Here is a 16,091-nt window from a genome sequence, read left to right on the forward strand (position 1 = left end):
TCACGAATTGGTGATTGGATGGAGTTGCGGCGGCATTTTATCAGCGATAATAGGGCGAGTAAATAAAATTCGCCGTTTATTTATGATAAAGTGGCGACAACTTTTTCGCTCTCTTGGGTCGTTCTATGTATTCACAACCCCACGCTAATACGCCAGCTGCCGTATACACCGTATCGCGCCTAAACCGCGAAATCCGAACCGTGTTAGAACGTGGCTTTGCCAGTATAGTACTCAATGGTGAAATTTCTAACTTTGTTGCCCCCGCTTCTGGACATTGGTACTTCTCCTTAAAAGACGATAAATCCCAAGTACGCGCAGCGATGTGGCGCGGCAACAACCGCTATGCACAAATTCGCCCAAAGAATGGCGATCAGGTGCAAGTACATGCACGAGTCTCATTGTATGAACCGCGCGGTGACTACCAAGCCATCGTCGAGCGCATGGAAGCCGCTGGCGAGGGGCTGCTTAAACAACAGTTCGAAGCCTTAAAAATGCGCTTGGCTAGTGAAGGGCTCTTTAACTCTAGTTACAAAAAGCCATTGCCTAGCAGCATCAATAAAGTCGGTGTTGTCACGTCCAGCACTGGGGCCGCTATAAAGGATATTTTAACCGTATTAAAGCGCCGCGCACCGCAGCTTGAAGTGGTTATTTACCCTTGCCAAGTGCAAGGTGATAGTGCCCATCAAGGGATCATCGATAAAATTGCTCTAGCCAATGCCCGCAAAGAGGTTGATGTATTAATTGTCGGGCGCGGTGGCGGCAGCTTAGAAGACTTGTGGTGCTTTAATCACGAGCAATTGGCTCGCGCTATTTTTGCCAGTGAATTACCTGTGATCAGTGCCGTGGGTCATGAAATAGATACCACTATCAGCGACTTTGTTGCTGATATACGTGCGGCGACCCCCTCGGCGGCGGCCGAGTTAGTGAGTCCCGATAGCGAACAAATTAAGCAGTTTTTAGCGCATAAAAAGCAGCAGCTACACAGCGCATGGCGACACCGCTTAGCGGCCTATCAACAGCAATTGCAGCAACTACAAAGCCGTTTATCACACCAGCATCCAGCTAATCAGTTGATGCAACAGCAGCAGCGTTTAGATGAGTTGCAAATGCGTCTACACCGCGCCATGGAGCAGCGTTTTAACCACCAGCAACAGCACCTTGGCGAGCTTAGTATGCGTTTGCAACGCGCCAACCCAGGACAACGGGTAGCCAGCGCCAAATATCAATTGCAGCAACTGTCGAGCCGTCTCGTGGCAAGCCAAAAAGAACAACTCTATCGCGCCCAAAGCGAACTGAGCCACCTCGCTACTCGCCTTGATAGCATCAGCCCTTTGGCCGTACTTGGGCGCGGCTACAGCATTACGCGCGCCGACTCGGGAATTATTAAGTCAGTACAGCAAGTACAACCGGGCCAAACACTGCATACGCGCGTGGCCGATGGTGAGGTTACGACGACGGTGGTAGGCGTTCAACCCAAAGATTAAGACCCGCTTCAGAGCTGCGCGAATTGGTGCGGTGAAACTGCTGCCACCACGGCTGTTCCATTAGAGTATTTTGAATATTGTGCCAATCGTCACGCGGGTCGAGTTCAACGTCTTCTTGGGCTGAGAACTGCAGGCGACACACCGTTTGCTTACATTGGGCGGTATCGAGTTTAATCTTGTACGCCAACCCTTGGCTGTAAACAAAGTCACTCACTTTGGTCTCAACTTCATAGGCCCAAGCTTCGTCTCGCTCTTGATTGGTAAATCGCTCCTTCAGTTCGGCCTCCATGTCACTGGGTGCATCCAGAATATGCTTGTAGGTAGCAATGGTTTGCTTAGCGGCCGCTAATTCACGGCGTAAAGTATCAATGTCGCTGGCACTGTTAGCGGCACCCTGGGGTTGTTCGGGGGCGACCTCTAGCATATCGGGAGCAGGTGGCGGCTGCTGTTTTTTTAATGCTGTTTGAGGTGATTCAGGCAGCGCCGCGAGCTGAGGGGGATGAGTTACAAGTTGAGCATCACTTGATGGTGCGGGCTGCGTTGCTGGCTCGGGTGATGGCTCGAAGAACACCATATAACCGCCTCCGAAGCCCAACGAGAATGCCCCCAGTGCAGTTATAACAAGTTGTTTATTCATCCCTTTTCACTCTAGTGCCACTACAACATGGCACTAGTATGCGATTGATTCTCTTGTTCGTCATCTAAAAAGTTTTGATTCATGCTTTCCGCTGGACAAGGACAATCCGGTTTGCCCACCAATTTAGCGGGAACGCCAACGGCGGTCATATGCGGCGGCACTGAGCTCAATACTACCGAGCCGGCACCAATACGCGCACCCTCACCCACTTCAATATTGCCCAGAACTTTCGCCCCGGCGCCAATCAGCACCCCGGCACGAATTTTAGGGTGGCGATCGCCAGACTCGTTACCTGTACCGCCTAAAGTGACCGACTGCAAAATAGACACATTGTCTTCAATCACCGCTGTCTCACCAATAACAATGCCTGTCGCATGATCAAACATGATGCCGTGACCAACACGGCACGCGGGATGAATGTCAACACCAAACACCTCTGAGCAACGGCTTTGTATAAACCGAGCCAGCTCGATGCGCCCTTGACGCCACAAGCAATGAGCCAACCTGTGCGCTTGAATGGCGTGAAAGCCTTTAAGGTTTAAGATCACCGTTAAATAAGTATCCACCGCTGGGTCACGATCGCGAACGGCTTTAATATCGTTTGCTACATGAGTAAGCATGGTATCGCAGTCCACAAACGCTTGGTCAAATAGCTCGCGAATGGTAAACGCTGACACCACCGCATCGGCGAGTTTGTTGGCCACGATAAAGCTTAGCGCCGAGCCAAGGCATTCATGATTAAGCACACACGAGTATACGTGCGAGGCCAATAATGGCTCTTTAGTTACAACTTGATTTGCTTCTTCTCTGAGCTGCTGCCAGATTTCATGACGCATGGGCATATCCACCAACTTACGAACAACGGACTTGTAATAGACTAAGTGTAACGGATCTGCCCACTATCACGCCATCCCGGGGGCAAATTAGGGTCGTTATCAGATATAACTAAAACAACTAAGGAAAGAACTGTTGTCATTAATGCAAAAATAAAGCTAGGCTAAAGTCATAGCCGCATTGGAGAAGAATATGCCCCAAGCAATTGATAAAAAGAACTTTAATAGCTTTAAAACGTTTTACCCTTATTACTTACAAGAGCACGAAAACCCTGTGTGCCGACGTTTACATTTTATCGGCAGTTTAGTGGTGCTGGCGATATTAGGCTTTGCTGTGTTCAGCGGCAGCTACATTTGGTTGTGGGCGATGCCTGTGGCCGGTTACGGCTTTGCATGGGTGGGTCATTTCTTTTTCGAGAAAAATCGCCCTGCTACCTTTCGCCATCCAGTTTACAGCTTGATTGGCGACTGGGTCATGTTTAAAGATATGCTCATTGGCAAAGTGCCTTGGTAGCCCCAAGCTTTGCCACTAAGAGCTCTAATAGGACGCTACACCCCCACACCAAGGGTTTTTAACAACGCCAACACACTTTTAGCATTATCTGCTAATGCCAACTGCTTATCATGCTCTGAAGTCGCCTGATGCACAGCCGCAATCATCTCGTGCAGCTCTTTTAGTTCATCATCACTAAAGGCACTACGAAGTTGTGGCTTCGACATGGGTAAGGAATTGCTTAAATCAGCGGCAATCTGGGTGATATCGTCGGCGAACTCGCCTCTTAAATCGTTTAGGCTCATTATTCTATCCTGTTGTTAAAGGCCTGCGCTTTGTAATGATTTATCAATAAAGGTGCTAATTGTTGGCGGGATCGGCAGTAAATCACCCACCTCCTTTATGGCGCTTTGCTGCAAACTCAATACCGAATTAGCGCTAATAAGTAACTCGGTGATGCTTTCATTCGCTTCAAGGGTTGCTTGCACATTGCCATGAATAGTGCGACGCATCCTATCGGCTTCATCGTGAATGCTGCCTCGCACTTGCGTGCGGATAAGGGCCGCCAAACCAGCCACATCTTCACGTTGCTGTGAGTTAAGATTATCATTATCAGCCAGCTGTCGTTTGCTACGATAACTTTGCTCCGCTTTGGTATATACCTTATGCCAGCGCTCATCAAGCATCGCATAAGCAGAGTGCTCCCACGCATCCACCATGGCCAAACCATTGTCTCCAATCGCGGCGATGCCTTTCGAGACTTGCTGATTTGCGGTTATCGCCTGTTGTGGAACGCTAGTACAGCCACCGAGAATGACCGTCGCCAATACCACCGCGCTAAACACCCGAGTCATTGTTATTGCTTCCTTTTTTATTATTTGTCCCGCTAATAGAGTAACTTAGTTCGGATGAATTGCCACCTTTAATCACCCTATTTGAGTTAAGTGCACCACTGTGTAGCAGTGCTTATTGCGGCGCTGAGGATATGTTTTTTCATAGCCCGTGCTGAATTAACTACCGCACAAAGCCCTTTATTTAGGGTGAACCACCAATTGGGAAGGTAGACGCATTGGTCAGGTTTTAATACCCATCTTAAAAGGAGAGTTGCGAGAGAGGAAGTGCGCTAGATCTATACCGGAGTTATCAACGTAATTTTCAAATTTCAGGCATAAAAAAACCCTAGCCAATCGGCTAGGGTTATCAAAAGTGGTACCAGTGGGCGGACTTGAACCGCCACGCCCGAAGGCAACGGATTTTGAATCCGTCATGTCTACCAATTCCATCACACTGGCATCTTTTTTCTTTGACCTTCTCAACGAGAAGATAAAGAAAAACCACTTCAGAGCAAAGGCTTTGTTTATCTGCCTTCATCTCTATGCCGTGCATTATACAAAGAATGAAAAGCGCGGCAAGCGTTTTATGTTATTAATGTGTCAACTGCTGAATAAACAACCAAGCATGAGCATCGATGTTTAACAATATCAGCACTTAGGCATAAAGCGTTTAATAATTGCCTGCATATCAATATTTTCATTGAGTGTGCCATATTGATGGTGGCTTTGTGGCGCTAAGCGCGAGCGCACAAAGGCATCGGCAATTAAGGGGTCGCCGTAAATAAGCAAGGTTGCACCCTGCCACAGTAGGGCCAAGCTCTCCATGATTTGCCGCGCGTGTATTTCAATCGCCGCTTTATCACCAAGCTGGGCCTGTAACTGTTCTAACCGTTCATCGAACTGCGCATACTGGCCCTTTGCCTGCTCTAATTCCCGCAGTAAGGCCTTTAGCGTATCCGGCTCTTTATTCAGCACCCGCAATAAGTCTAAACACTGCACATTGCCCGAGCCCTCCCAAATGGCGTTCACCGGGGCCTCTTTATACAAACGGCTGAGCACATTGTCGTTTACATACCCCACCCCACCGACACACTCCATGGCCTCATAGGTATGTTGTACGGCGCGTTTACAAATCCAATACTTGCCGATTGCGGTGGCGCTGCGTACTAACGCTCGATGGTGGTGATCATCTTGGTTATCTAATGCATTGGCGATACGCATAGAGATAGCCAAAGCAGCCTCGGCCTCAATGGCTAAATCGGCTAATACGTTGCGCATAAGCGGTTGCTGGTGTAGACCTTTGCCAAAGGCCTGGCGTTCATGGGTATGCCAAATCGCTTCTTTCGCTGCTTGCGCCATCAGTGCCGAAGAGCCCAGCATGCAGTCGTAGCGCGTTAAAGCCACCATTTGAATGATAGTAGCAATGCCGCGCCCGGGCTCACCCAATAACCACCCATGAGCACCGCGAAATTCCACCTCGGAGCTGGCGTTAGATTGATTCCCTAATTTATTTTTAAGGCGCTGGATATGCATTGGGTTCTTGCTGCCATCCTCGCGCCAACGGGGAACTAAAAAGCATGAAAGCTGTTGCTCTACCTGGGCTAACACCAAAAAGCCATCGCACATCGGCGCCGAGCAAAACCACTTATGACCCACTATTTCATACAATTGCCCCGGCCCGATCGCAGCTACAGGGGTGGCATAGGTGGTGTTTGCTCGCACATCACTGCCACCTTGTTTTTCGGTCATTGCCATCCCTATGGTCACGCCTTGCTTTTCATACCAAGGCTTATTGCTTTCATCATAGTGACGCGACAAAATCTTGGGCAGCCACCGATCGGCCACCTCTTGTTGTACCGCGATTGCCGGAACGCTGGCGAAAGTCATGGTTAACGGGCAGCCCGAGCCTGGGTCGGCGTGGCTGTGTAAAAAAGCCAGTGCCCCGCGCACCACATGCGCCCCGCCTTTGCTTTCCAACCAAGGTAGCGCACAGTGACCACTTTGCACTGCATGGCGCATCAGTTGATGATAAGCGGGGTGATAATCGACTTGATCAATGCGCTCACCAAAACGGCTATGACTAACAAATTCGGGAAGGTGCTTATTAGCAAGGAAGCCGGCCTCTAATAGTGACCCACCTATGCCTTCACCAAAGTTGCAAAGCATGGGCGCGCCCCAACTGCCACCGAACCGCGTTAACCAGTATTGCAACACCTCATCGGCGCTAAAGGCATTATAATTCGCTAATGGCTTGGGTTGATTAAATACCGAGTGTGTATCTGCTAGGCTGTTGTTATTCATTTATTTTTCTCACAGTGCGGCAGTGGAGTTATGTCACTGACTATAGCAGGTCTGACCACCTTGTCGAGCGAGCACGAAGAGCGTCGCCTTTGTGCAGGGGGTTTGCTACACTGTCGCCGATTTTATCGCTTAGGAAATGTTGTCATGTCTGCTGATTATGCACGCACTGGGTTTGCCCGACGTATCGCCTCATTAATTTATGATGGCCTTGTGGTTATCGCATTTGCCATGCTGACCACGGTGGTGTACTTGCTTGTTGTACAAGGCGCTATCTCGCTAGGTTGGTTAAGCTTAGGTGAGGCGGAAGATGTGGCGGCGTTGATTCAACAAAATACCCTTCTCTATGTGCTCCGTGATGTGCTTTTAGTCTTAGTAAGCCTAAGCTTTTTTGGCTACTTCTGGAGTAAGAGTGGGCAAACAATCGGTATGCGAGCATGGCGTATGCAAGTGCGCCGGCTCGATGGCAGCCTTCCAGGCTTTTGGCAAAGCGCATGGCGTAGCCTGTGCGCGTTACTTGGCTTAGGCAACATCCTGGTCTTGGTTGATATAAAGAACAAACGCGCCCTGCAGGACTACTTATCGGGCTGTGAAGTGGTTACCTTAAGCAAAGAAGACAACAAGAAAATTTACCAAGCTCTAGATTAAGCACAGCAAGCGGCGTTTAATTGCGCCGCTTCAGTAGATAGCTTGAGAAGATAATAAACAACATGCTCGGTAGCACCGCCCCCACAAATGCGGGGATCTGATACACCGTCACAATAGGGCCGAAGATACGGTCAGTCAGGTGGAAAGCAATACCTGTGACCACCCCCATCACGATACGCGCGCCCATGGTTACGGTGCGCAGCGGCCCAAAAATAAATGACAGCGCAACAAGCAGCATCACTGCCAAAGACACGGGCTGCATAATCTTGCGCCACAATGCCAACTCGTAAGCGGTGGTGTCTTGGTCGTTGTGCTGCAAATACTGCAAGTAAGACCACAGCCCTTTGAATGACAAGGTTTCGGGCTTCACCGATACCACTCCCAATTTTTCAGCGGTGAGCTGTGAGTCGTAAAATTGTTCTTCGGCGAAGCTTTCTCTAATTTGTGCAGCATCAACATGTAACTCTTTGACTTTACGTAGCATCCAGCCACCTTCGCGATAAAGCGCTCGATCAGCAAAGGTGATCTTTTCCAGCTCTAAGTCTTTATCAAAGTGATACATACGCACGCCGTTGAGTTGCCCTTGTTGGTCAACATCCTCAATGTTGACGAAAACATCACCATCTTTGGCCCACACGCCTTGCTTGGCGCTGTATACATCGCCGCCGTATATAGCATGCGAACGCAGTTGTTTGGCGGTTTGCTCGGCCTTGGGTACACCCCACTCGGCCATGGCCATCATCAATAAGGCTAATACCACCGCCGTTTTCATCACCGAGGCAATGACCTGCAAGCGTGACATACCCGCTGCCTGCATCACGACCAACTCGCTGTTTGAAGCCAAAGCACCGAGCCCGGTGAGTCCGCCTATCAACGCCGCCATAGGGAAAAATACCACTACATCGCCAGGCACCGTATACAAGGTATATAACAGCGCATCCATAATGTCGTAGCTGCCACGCCCCACTGATTTAAGCTGCTCAATAAACTTAATGAGGGTACTGATCCCCACCAGAACCAATAGGGCGAACCCCGTGGTTTGCATAATGCTGCGCCCTAAATACCAATCGAGTGTTTTCATACTGCGGCCTCTCGCTTAGTTAGGATGGAGCGCAGCCACACGCCGAGCGGTCGCCCTTTGATAATAAGAAATGCACCAATAAACAGCGCACTAAGATGCACCCACCATAGGCCAATCGAAGGCGGAATTTTGCCATCTTCCAAGGCAAATTTAGCGGCATTCAATAAAATAAAATACCCTAGATACAGGCTGATTGCCGGCACTAGCTTGGCAAATTTACCTTGGCGCGGGTTCACCACGCTCAAAGGCACGGCGATAAGCGTTAATAGCGGAATAGACAGTGGAATGGCTAAGCGCCATTGAAACTGCGAGATAGCTTCATTGCTATCTTGCTCTAACAACTTGGCGGTGGGCACGGCTTCCAGCTTACGACGCTGGTGTTCAATGGCTTGCTCGCGGATCTGCACCTGATAGCTATCAAACTCGGTATGTTGCATGTTCAGTGCGCGGGCCTGAGTTTCGTAGCGCTGCCCCTGACGCAGGATCAACTGTTGTTCGCCGTTATCACGTTCGATCACCTGCCCTTGCTCGGCATACACGACCTGAGACTGTTGCTGGCCTTCACCACGAGGCAACTGCGCCACAAACACCTTATTTAAAACGCGTCCGCCATCGTCCATATCATGAATAAAGACCACGGCTTTTTCATTCCCTGTTTCCTGAAAGCGCCCGGCACGCAAGGCAGAAAGGCCGGCATCGGCTTGTGCCCGCTCCTTTAACTGGTATTCCTTTTCACTGGCCCAAGGGGCTAAATACAAGGTCATGGCACCGGCTAAAATCGCCAAAGCGGTGCTTGAGATTAGGGTAATACGCACCACATACCATTCACTGACGCCACAGGCTTTAAGGACCGTCATTTCGCTGTCAGCATACACGCGGCTATAAGCGAGGATAATACCTAAAAAGATACTTAGCGGCAGAATCAACGAGGCTAATTGCGGCAGCTTTAGTGCCACCATAGAAAGCACTAATTTTGCAGGAATACTGCCCTCAGATGCATCGCCTAGAATTACGACGAATTTTTGGCTGATAAAAATGGTCATTAAGGTCAAGAAAACAGCAACCTGAGACTTGAAAACTTCAGCGGTTAAGTATCGAAAAATCAGCAATGTCCGCCCCTAAAAACGTCGTGTTTCACTGGCATAGTAGGAAAATTTGAGTAAACTAGTTGTTTTAGTCACTTTATTATATGTCAAGCGCATTAAATATCATACCTAAGGCATGTAATTGTCTACACTTTAGTTAGTGGATTGATAAATGCGTAAATAGTTCACGACAATAGTAAGTAGGTGAACAGCGCCTTGGCTGGCAAACGCCCCAAGGGCTGACTTTTCCTCTAATTAGGAGTCACAATGGAATTTAGCGTAAAAAGTGGTAGCCCAGAGAAGCAACGCAGCGCCTGTATTGTAGTGGGTGTTTACGAGCCACGCCGCTTATCCCCTATCGGCGAGCAACTGGACCAAATCAGTGAAGGCTACATCTCTAACCTTTTACGTCGCGGCGACTTAGAAGGTAAGCCGGGGCAAACGCTATTATTACACCATGTACCGAATGTGCTAAGTGAGCGCGTACTACTTGTAGGTTGTGGTAAAGAGCGCGAGCTAGACGACAAACAGTATAAACAAATCATTTCCAAAACCATTAATACCCTGAACGAGACTGGGGCCATGGAAGCGGTGTGCTTTTTAACAGAGCAGCATGTAAAAAGCCGCGATACGTATTGGAAAGTACGCCAAGCTGTTGAGACCACACAAGATTGCTTATACACCTTTAACCAGCTGAAAAGTAAAAAAAGCGATCCACGCCGACCACTGCGGAAAATTGTTTTCAACGTACCAACGCGCCGCGAATTGCCGATTGGCGAAAGTGCCATTGAGCATGGTTTAGCTATCGCTTCAGGAGCCAAGCTCTGTAAAGATGTCGCCAATATGCCGCCAAATATCTGTAACCCGCGTTACTTAGGCGAGCAAGCGAAAGGCTTAGAAGAAGAGTTCGAGAACGTCACCGTTAACTTGGTCGGCGAGCAAGAAATGGAAGAACTTGGTATGCACTCGTACCTTGCCGTAGGCCGTGGCAGTGCCAACGAGTCAGTGATGTCGGTGATTCACTACAATGGCGGCGCAGAAGGCGCGGCACCGATAGTACTGGTAGGCAAAGGCCTGACTTTCGACTCCGGCGGTATTTCAATTAAGCCAGGCGAAGCCATGGACGAGATGAAATACGACATGGGCGGCGCAGCTGGGGTTATCGGCACCATGCGCTCCATTGCCAAAATGCAACTGCCCATTAATGTGATTGGTGTGCTTGCAGGCTGTGAAAACATGCCCAGCTCCAATGCCTATCGCCCGGGTGATATTCTAACCACGATGTCGGGGCAAACCGTCGAAGTCCTTAATACTGACGCCGAGGGACGCTTGGTACTGTGTGATGCCCTCACCTATGTGGAGGCATTCGACCCCGATACCGTGATTGACGTAGCCACCCTTACTGGCGCGTGCATCATCGCCCTGGGTGCTCATGCAACCGGCATGCTCTCTAACCATAATCCTTTGGCACATGACCTTTTAAAAGCCTCTGAGCAAAGTGGCGATCGTGCTTGGCAGCTGCCGCTATGGGATGACTATCATGAGCAGTTAGAAAGCCCGTTTGCTGATTTCACTAACTTAGGCGGTCGTGCCGCAGGCACTATTACCGCTGCTTGCTTCTTATCTAAGTTCACCAAAAAGTATAACTGGGCGCACTTAGATATTGCCGGTACGGCATGGCGCAGCGGCGGCAAAACCAAAGGCGCCACGGGGCGTCCTGTGCCAATGCTAACGCAATATTTGATTAACCGCGCTGGGGTATTGGATAACCCGCAAGATTAATCACTGCGATATCACTTCAAGCCCCTTTTTTAAGGGGCTTATTCATTGATGCAGGGGCGTGATTGTGTCAAAATTGGCGGATTAACGAGCCGCGTAGAGGGCGCAATGCACGCGTTATTTTACCTGCTAGAACATGCCGATGAGCCGGGCAGCGACGTACCGGCTCATTTTGATCTTGGCGCTCGCTTGGCGTGCGAGCAATATCGCCAAGGACAACGGGTATTTATCTTTGTTGATAATCGCGACGATGCTCATCTTGTTGATCAGCACCTATGGGCATTTGACGCCGATAGCTTTGTGCCCCACAACCTCCAAGGAGAAGGGCCTCGCGCTGGTGCCGCTGTGGAGATAGGGCAAACCCCGCCTGTGTCACGGCGCAGTGTACTGATCAACTTAGCATCAAGCGTGCCCGATTTTATACGTCGCTTTGATACGGTGTTTGACTTTGTGCCAGCCGATGACACACGCAAACACCAAGCACGAGCAAGATATAAGCAGTTACGCGACTTAGGCGCGCAGCTGGCAACACAAAAAGTTTAAGTTAAGGTTCTGGGCAATGGATAAAACCTATAATCCGCAAGATATTGAACAATCCCTCTATCAGAAGTGGGAAGAAAACGGCTACTTTAAGCCAAGTGGTGAGGGCGACTCATACTCAATTATGATCCCACCACCAAATGTCACCGGCAGCCTACATATGGGCCACGCCTTCCAGGACACCATCATGGATACCTTAATCCGTTTCAAGCGGATGCAAGGGAATAACACATTGTGGCAGGTTGGTACCGACCATGCTGGGATCGCGACACAAATGGTGGTCGAGCGTAAACTCGCCGCCGAAGAGGATAAAACACGCCATGACCTAGGTCGTGATGCCTTTATCGATAAAATCTGGCAATGGAAGAATGAATCTGGCGGCACCATCACCAAGCAGCTACGTCGTTTAGGCGCCTCGGTGGATTGGGACCGTGAACGCTTCACTATGGATGACGGCCTATCTGAAGCGGTTAAAGAAGTCTTTGTGCGCCTGTATAAAGACGACTTAATTTACCGTGGTAAGCGTCTGGTTAACTGGGATCCAAAACTACACACCGCGATTTCTGACCTTGAAGTTGAAAACAAAGACAAACAAGGGCATATGTGGAATATGCGCTATCCGTTGGCCGATGGCGTCAAAACTCAGGATGGCAAAGATTACATCGTCGTCGCCACCACTCGCCCAGAAACCATGCTCGGCGATACTGGTGTGGCCGTAAACCCTGATGACGAGCGTTACCAAAACCTCATTGGCAAAGAAGTCTTGCTGCCTATCGTGAACCGCCGTATTCCTATCGTTGCCGATGAGCATGCCGATATGGAAAAAGGCACCGGCTGTGTGAAAATCACCCCAGCGCATGACTTCAACGATAATGAAGTCGGTAAACGCCACCAGTTGCCGATGATTAACGTATTCAACAAAGATGCGGCGATTCTAAGCGAAGGCGAAACCTTTACCTTTGATGGCAAACCACTGCAGTTAGACGCCCCTATCCCTGAGCGTTTCCACGGCTTAGACCGTTTTGATGCGCGTAAGCAAGTGGTTGCTGAGTTCGAGCAGGCTGGGTTATTAGAAAAGATTGATGATCACAGCTTAACCGTGCCCTACGGCGATCGCTCTGGGGTGGTGATTGAGCCCCTACTTACCGACCAATGGTATGTGCGCGTTGCGCCACTGGCCGAGCCAGCTATCAAAGCCGTTGAAGACGGTGATATTGAGTTCGTACCAAAGCAATACGAAAACATGTACTTTTCTTGGATGCGCGACATTCAAGACTGGTGTATTTCGCGTCAGCTATGGTGGGGCCACCGTATTCCAGCGTGGTACGACAATGACGGCAACGTGTATGTTGGACGCGATGAAGCAGAAGTACGCCGCGAGCATAACCTCGATGACGATGTCACGCTCAGCCAAGATGACGACGTACTCGATACTTGGTTCTCATCAGCATTGTGGACCTTCTCAACCCTTGGTTGGCCGAACAACGTTGAAGACTTAAAAGTATTCCATCCGTCTAACGTGTTGGTCACTGGTTTCGACATCATTTTCTTCTGGGTTGCCCGTATGATTATGATGACTCTGCATTTCATCAAAGATGACAACGGCAAGCCTCAGGTACCATTTAAAACCGTTTATGTGACTGGCCTGATTCGCGATGAGAATGGCGATAAAATGTCGAAGTCTAAGGGTAACGTGCTTGACCCACTGGACATGATTGACGGCATCGATTTGGAAAGCCTAGTGACTAAGCGCACCGGCAACATGATGCAGCCACAACTGGCGAAGAAAATCGAAAAGAACACCCGTAAAACCTTCGCTGAAGGTATTGAGCCGCATGGCACCGATGCCTTGCGTTTCACTCTTGCAGCCATGGCGTCAACCGGTCGTGATATCAACTGGGATATGAACCGCCTAGAAGGTTACCGTAACTTCTGTAATAAGCTGTGGAACGCTAGTCGTTACGTGCTTATGAACACCGAAGAGCAAGATTGTGGCTTCAACGACGCACAGCGCGAGTACTCGCTGGCGGATCGTTGGATTCAAGGACAGTTCCAACAAACCGTGAAAACCTTCACTGAGCACTTGGACAACTACCGTTTTGACCTTGCTGCTAACACGATTTACGAGTTCACCTGGAACCAGTTCTGTGACTGGTACCTTGAGCTAACTAAACCCGTGTTATTTAAAGGCACCGAGACCCAGCAACGCGGCACCCGCCATACGCTGATCACTGTGCTTGAAGGGCTACTGCGTTTGATGCACCCGTTAATGCCATATATCACCGAAACCATTTGGCAGCGTGTGGCTCCGCTTGCAGGTATCCATGCCGATACCATAATGACCCAAGCGTTCCCTGCGTTTGAGCAAGATAAAGTCGATAGCACCGCGATGGCCGATTTGGAGTGGATGAAACAATTTATTGTCGCCATTCGTAATATTCGCGGTGAAATGGACATTAGCCCAAGCAAACCACTGAACGTGTTGCTTGCTCAGGCTTCTGCCGAGGATACTCGTCGCTTACAAGAAAATCAGACGTTCCTAGCCGCCCTAGCCAAGCTAGAAGATGTGACCGTGCTTGATAACGTCGACGACGCGCCAGCGTGTGCGACCGCCTACGTGGGTCAACTCGAGATCATGATCCCCATGGCCGGGCTGATTGATGTAGACGCTGAGTTAGCGCGTATTGCTAAGCAATTGGAAAAAGCTGAAAAAGGTCTGGCTCAAGTTGAGAAAAAGCTCGCTAATGAGAAGTTTGTCAACAACGCGCCTGAAGCCGTACTTGAAAAAGAAAAGTCGAAGCTGGCAGAGTACAGCGAAGCCAAGGCGAAATTGCTCGAGCAAAAAGCAAAAATCGAAAGCCTGTAAAACTATTAGGCAATAATCATAACGCGAGCTCAGGCTCGCGTTTTTTATGTCCGCGTCCCATACAAACAAGCATAAAAAAAGCCAAGCAGTTGCTTGGCTTTTTCATCTCAGCATTGCTTAGAAGCTGTAGTTGTACTGTGCACCAACCAGGTAAGCATGGCCTTCCGACTCAAAGCCCCACTGCTGCCCTAGGTTGTCACCTTCAACAAAGTTTTGGGTTTTACCGCGTAAAATACTGGCACCTAAATCAACGCTAGACGCTTCATCGATAAACCATTCCGCACCAAAAGAGAGCCAGAAGCGGTCGGTATCTGGGATAGAGATAGACAGATGCTTCTGCGCCACTGGCGATTCATCAAAGGCTAAACCAGCACGCAATTTAATATCGTTTGTTAGCTGGTAGTCACCACCGATTGACACACGAATTGAATCCGAGAAGTCTTCGTTTTTGCTAAATACCGGTCCCTCACTCACTGGCACATAGGCTTCAAGCTTGTCAAAGCTACTCCAGCCTGTCCAAAGCACACTGTAGTGTAGGCCATAATCTTGGTTTAACTGGTGTGAGCCTGAGAATTCAGCGATCGCTGGCAGGGTTAAATCAACCGTACCTGGTAAAGTTTGCCCATTAAGGCCACCCAATGCTGCCGGAAGCTGATTGGTGTAGTCACCCTCAAATGTGAGGTCTGTTTCGCTGCGATAGTGGAAGCCAAGGCGGTTGTCACTATCCAGGTCATAGGCCAGGCCTACATTCCAGCCAAAGCCATAGTCATCGCCCTCAAGGTGAACCGCTTCTAAGCTTGCCGGTGCACCTAACGGGTTTGCGCCAAGGTTACGGACAATCTTTGCATCGGCGTACACGTGGTTAACACCCAGTGCCAAGGTAAGAGCTTCGTCCACCTTATAAGAAACCGATACATTAGAGTTAATGGTGACGATTTCAGTTTCACCAGCTAGCTGGCCTGCCGCATAATCACTGGCAAACTCAGTAGCTAAACCAAAGTTAGAGAAGGCACCAAAGCCTACTGCCACCTTATCGTTTACCGGGAGCACAAAGTAACCGGCAGGGATCACCGCGCTAGGGGCGATGCTATCGTCGTTTAACACATTAGGGTTTAGGCCATTGTTGGTGCTTTCGCCTTCAAGGCTCACGTCTGGCTCGACATAAATTGCCGCCACGCTCAACTGTGCCGTTTCAAATTGCGACATCAGTGCGGGGTTACGGGCAACCACAGATGCATCATCAGCAATGGCTGCTTCACCAGCGTAGGCACGGCCTAAGCCTGACGCATTTTGCTCTGCCAGCTGAAAAGCGGCAGCGAAAGATTCTGTTGATAATAGCGCCAATGAAGCCGCTAAAATTGTCTTTTTGAATTGCATACTTCTTTCTCATTGTTGTCATTTTAACTGGCATACACTAGCGTATTTCATGCAAAAAAACTGTTAAATATGGTTAACATAGCGTAATTTAAGGGCAATATTTACATAATTTTACGATTTTAAAGACTGATTAGACC

At 49.4% G+C, this 16,091-nt stretch carries 14 protein-coding genes and 1 tRNA gene; 6 read left to right on the forward strand and 9 right to left on the reverse strand.

Features of this window, described 5'->3' with window-relative positions:
- The first annotated feature begins 125 nt into the window (after positions 1 to 125).
- Positions 126 to 1,484: an exodeoxyribonuclease VII large subunit gene (xseA, locus tag MHM94_RS07395; RefSeq protein ID WP_235419366.1), complete on the forward strand. Its 1,359-nt coding sequence runs from the start codon at positions 126 to 128 to the stop codon at positions 1,482 to 1,484.
- On the opposite strand, the gene MHM94_RS07400 is transcribed toward xseA, so the two are convergent.
- Both MHM94_RS07400 and cysE read right to left on the reverse strand, forming a co-directional pair.
- A complete protein-coding gene (locus MHM94_RS07400; protein WP_235419365.1) occupies positions 1,447 to 2,121 on the reverse strand; it encodes a hypothetical protein in 675 nt (224 codons plus the stop codon). The genes xseA and MHM94_RS07400 overlap by 38 nt on opposite strands.
- 20 nt (positions 2,122 to 2,141) lie before the next feature.
- Positions 2,142 to 2,957, reverse strand: a complete 816-nt coding sequence (gene cysE / locus MHM94_RS07405) for a serine O-acetyltransferase (RefSeq protein WP_045979543.1) — start codon at positions 2,955 to 2,957, stop codon at positions 2,142 to 2,144.
- Positions 2,958 to 3,147: 190 nt separating this feature from the next.
- On the opposite strand from cysE, the gene MHM94_RS07410 reads away from it, so the two are divergent.
- Complete coding sequence (locus MHM94_RS07410) at positions 3,148 to 3,468, forward strand: Mpo1-like protein (protein ID WP_045979544.1); 321 nt, start codon at positions 3,148 to 3,150, stop codon at positions 3,466 to 3,468.
- A 35-nt stretch (positions 3,469 to 3,503) separates the two neighbouring features.
- On the opposite strand, the gene MHM94_RS07415 is transcribed toward MHM94_RS07410, so the two are convergent.
- The 4 genes from MHM94_RS07415 to MHM94_RS07430 form a co-directional block, all read right to left on the reverse strand.
- The gene (locus MHM94_RS07415; protein WP_022946281.1) at positions 3,504 to 3,752 is read right to left on the reverse strand and encodes a hypothetical protein; all 249 of its coding nucleotides are present in this window, start codon (positions 3,750 to 3,752) and stop codon (positions 3,504 to 3,506) included.
- Positions 3,753 to 3,767: 15 nt separating this feature from the next.
- Complete coding sequence (locus MHM94_RS07420) at positions 3,768 to 4,301, reverse strand: hypothetical protein (protein WP_235419363.1); 534 nt, start codon at positions 4,299 to 4,301, stop codon at positions 3,768 to 3,770.
- Between the two features lie 353 nt (positions 4,302 to 4,654).
- Positions 4,655 to 4,739, reverse strand: a tRNA-Leu gene (locus MHM94_RS07425).
- A 189-nt stretch (positions 4,740 to 4,928) separates the two neighbouring features.
- Complete coding sequence (locus MHM94_RS07430; protein WP_235419362.1) at positions 4,929 to 6,581, reverse strand: acyl-CoA dehydrogenase family protein; 1,653 nt, start codon at positions 6,579 to 6,581, stop codon at positions 4,929 to 4,931.
- A 144-nt stretch (positions 6,582 to 6,725) separates the two neighbouring features.
- Between MHM94_RS07430 and MHM94_RS07435 the strand changes: the two genes are divergently transcribed.
- Complete coding sequence (locus tag MHM94_RS07435; protein ID WP_045979552.1) at positions 6,726 to 7,226, forward strand: RDD family protein; 501 nt, start codon at positions 6,726 to 6,728, stop codon at positions 7,224 to 7,226.
- Positions 7,227 to 7,242: 16 nt separating this feature from the next.
- Here the strand turns inward: MHM94_RS07435 and lptG are convergent, their stop codons facing one another.
- Entirely contained in the window at positions 7,243 to 8,307 is a 1,065-nt protein-coding gene (lptG, locus tag MHM94_RS07440; protein WP_022946285.1) for an LPS export ABC transporter permease LptG, read from the reverse strand.
- A complete protein-coding gene (lptF, locus tag MHM94_RS07445; protein ID WP_022946286.1) occupies positions 8,304 to 9,416 on the reverse strand; it encodes an LPS export ABC transporter permease LptF in 1,113 nt (370 codons plus the stop codon). Before lptF ends, lptG begins: the two co-directional genes overlap by 4 nt.
- A 243-nt stretch (positions 9,417 to 9,659) precedes the next feature.
- Here lptF and pepA point away from each other — a divergent pair, with 243 nt between their 5' ends.
- The 3 genes from pepA to MHM94_RS07460 all read left to right on the forward strand — a co-directional run bounded on the left by pepA (position 9,660) and on the right by MHM94_RS07460 (position 14,577).
- Entirely contained in the window at positions 9,660 to 11,174 is a 1,515-nt protein-coding gene (pepA, locus tag MHM94_RS07450; protein WP_045979554.1) for a leucyl aminopeptidase, read from the forward strand.
- Between the two features lie 105 nt (positions 11,175 to 11,279).
- The gene (locus MHM94_RS07455; protein WP_026111300.1) at positions 11,280 to 11,714 is read left to right on the forward strand and encodes a DNA polymerase III subunit chi; all 435 of its coding nucleotides are present in this window, start codon (positions 11,280 to 11,282) and stop codon (positions 11,712 to 11,714) included.
- A gap of 16 nt (positions 11,715 to 11,730) precedes the next feature.
- On the forward strand, positions 11,731 to 14,577 hold the full coding sequence (locus MHM94_RS07460; protein WP_152440339.1) for a valine--tRNA ligase: 2,847 nt from the start codon (positions 11,731 to 11,733) through the stop codon (positions 14,575 to 14,577).
- Positions 14,578 to 14,694: 117 nt separating this feature from the next.
- Here MHM94_RS07460 and MHM94_RS07465 read toward each other — a convergent pair whose 3' ends face one another.
- Entirely contained in the window at positions 14,695 to 15,954 is a 1,260-nt protein-coding gene (locus MHM94_RS07465) for an outer membrane protein transport protein (protein ID WP_130148491.1), read from the reverse strand.
- Positions 15,955 to 16,091 lie beyond the last annotated feature (137 nt).

The sequence above is a fragment of the Pseudoalteromonas sp. CNAT2-18.1 genome (assembly GCF_022347865.1).
Taxonomy (GTDB): Bacteria; Pseudomonadota; Gammaproteobacteria; order Enterobacterales; family Alteromonadaceae; genus Pseudoalteromonas; species Pseudoalteromonas ruthenica.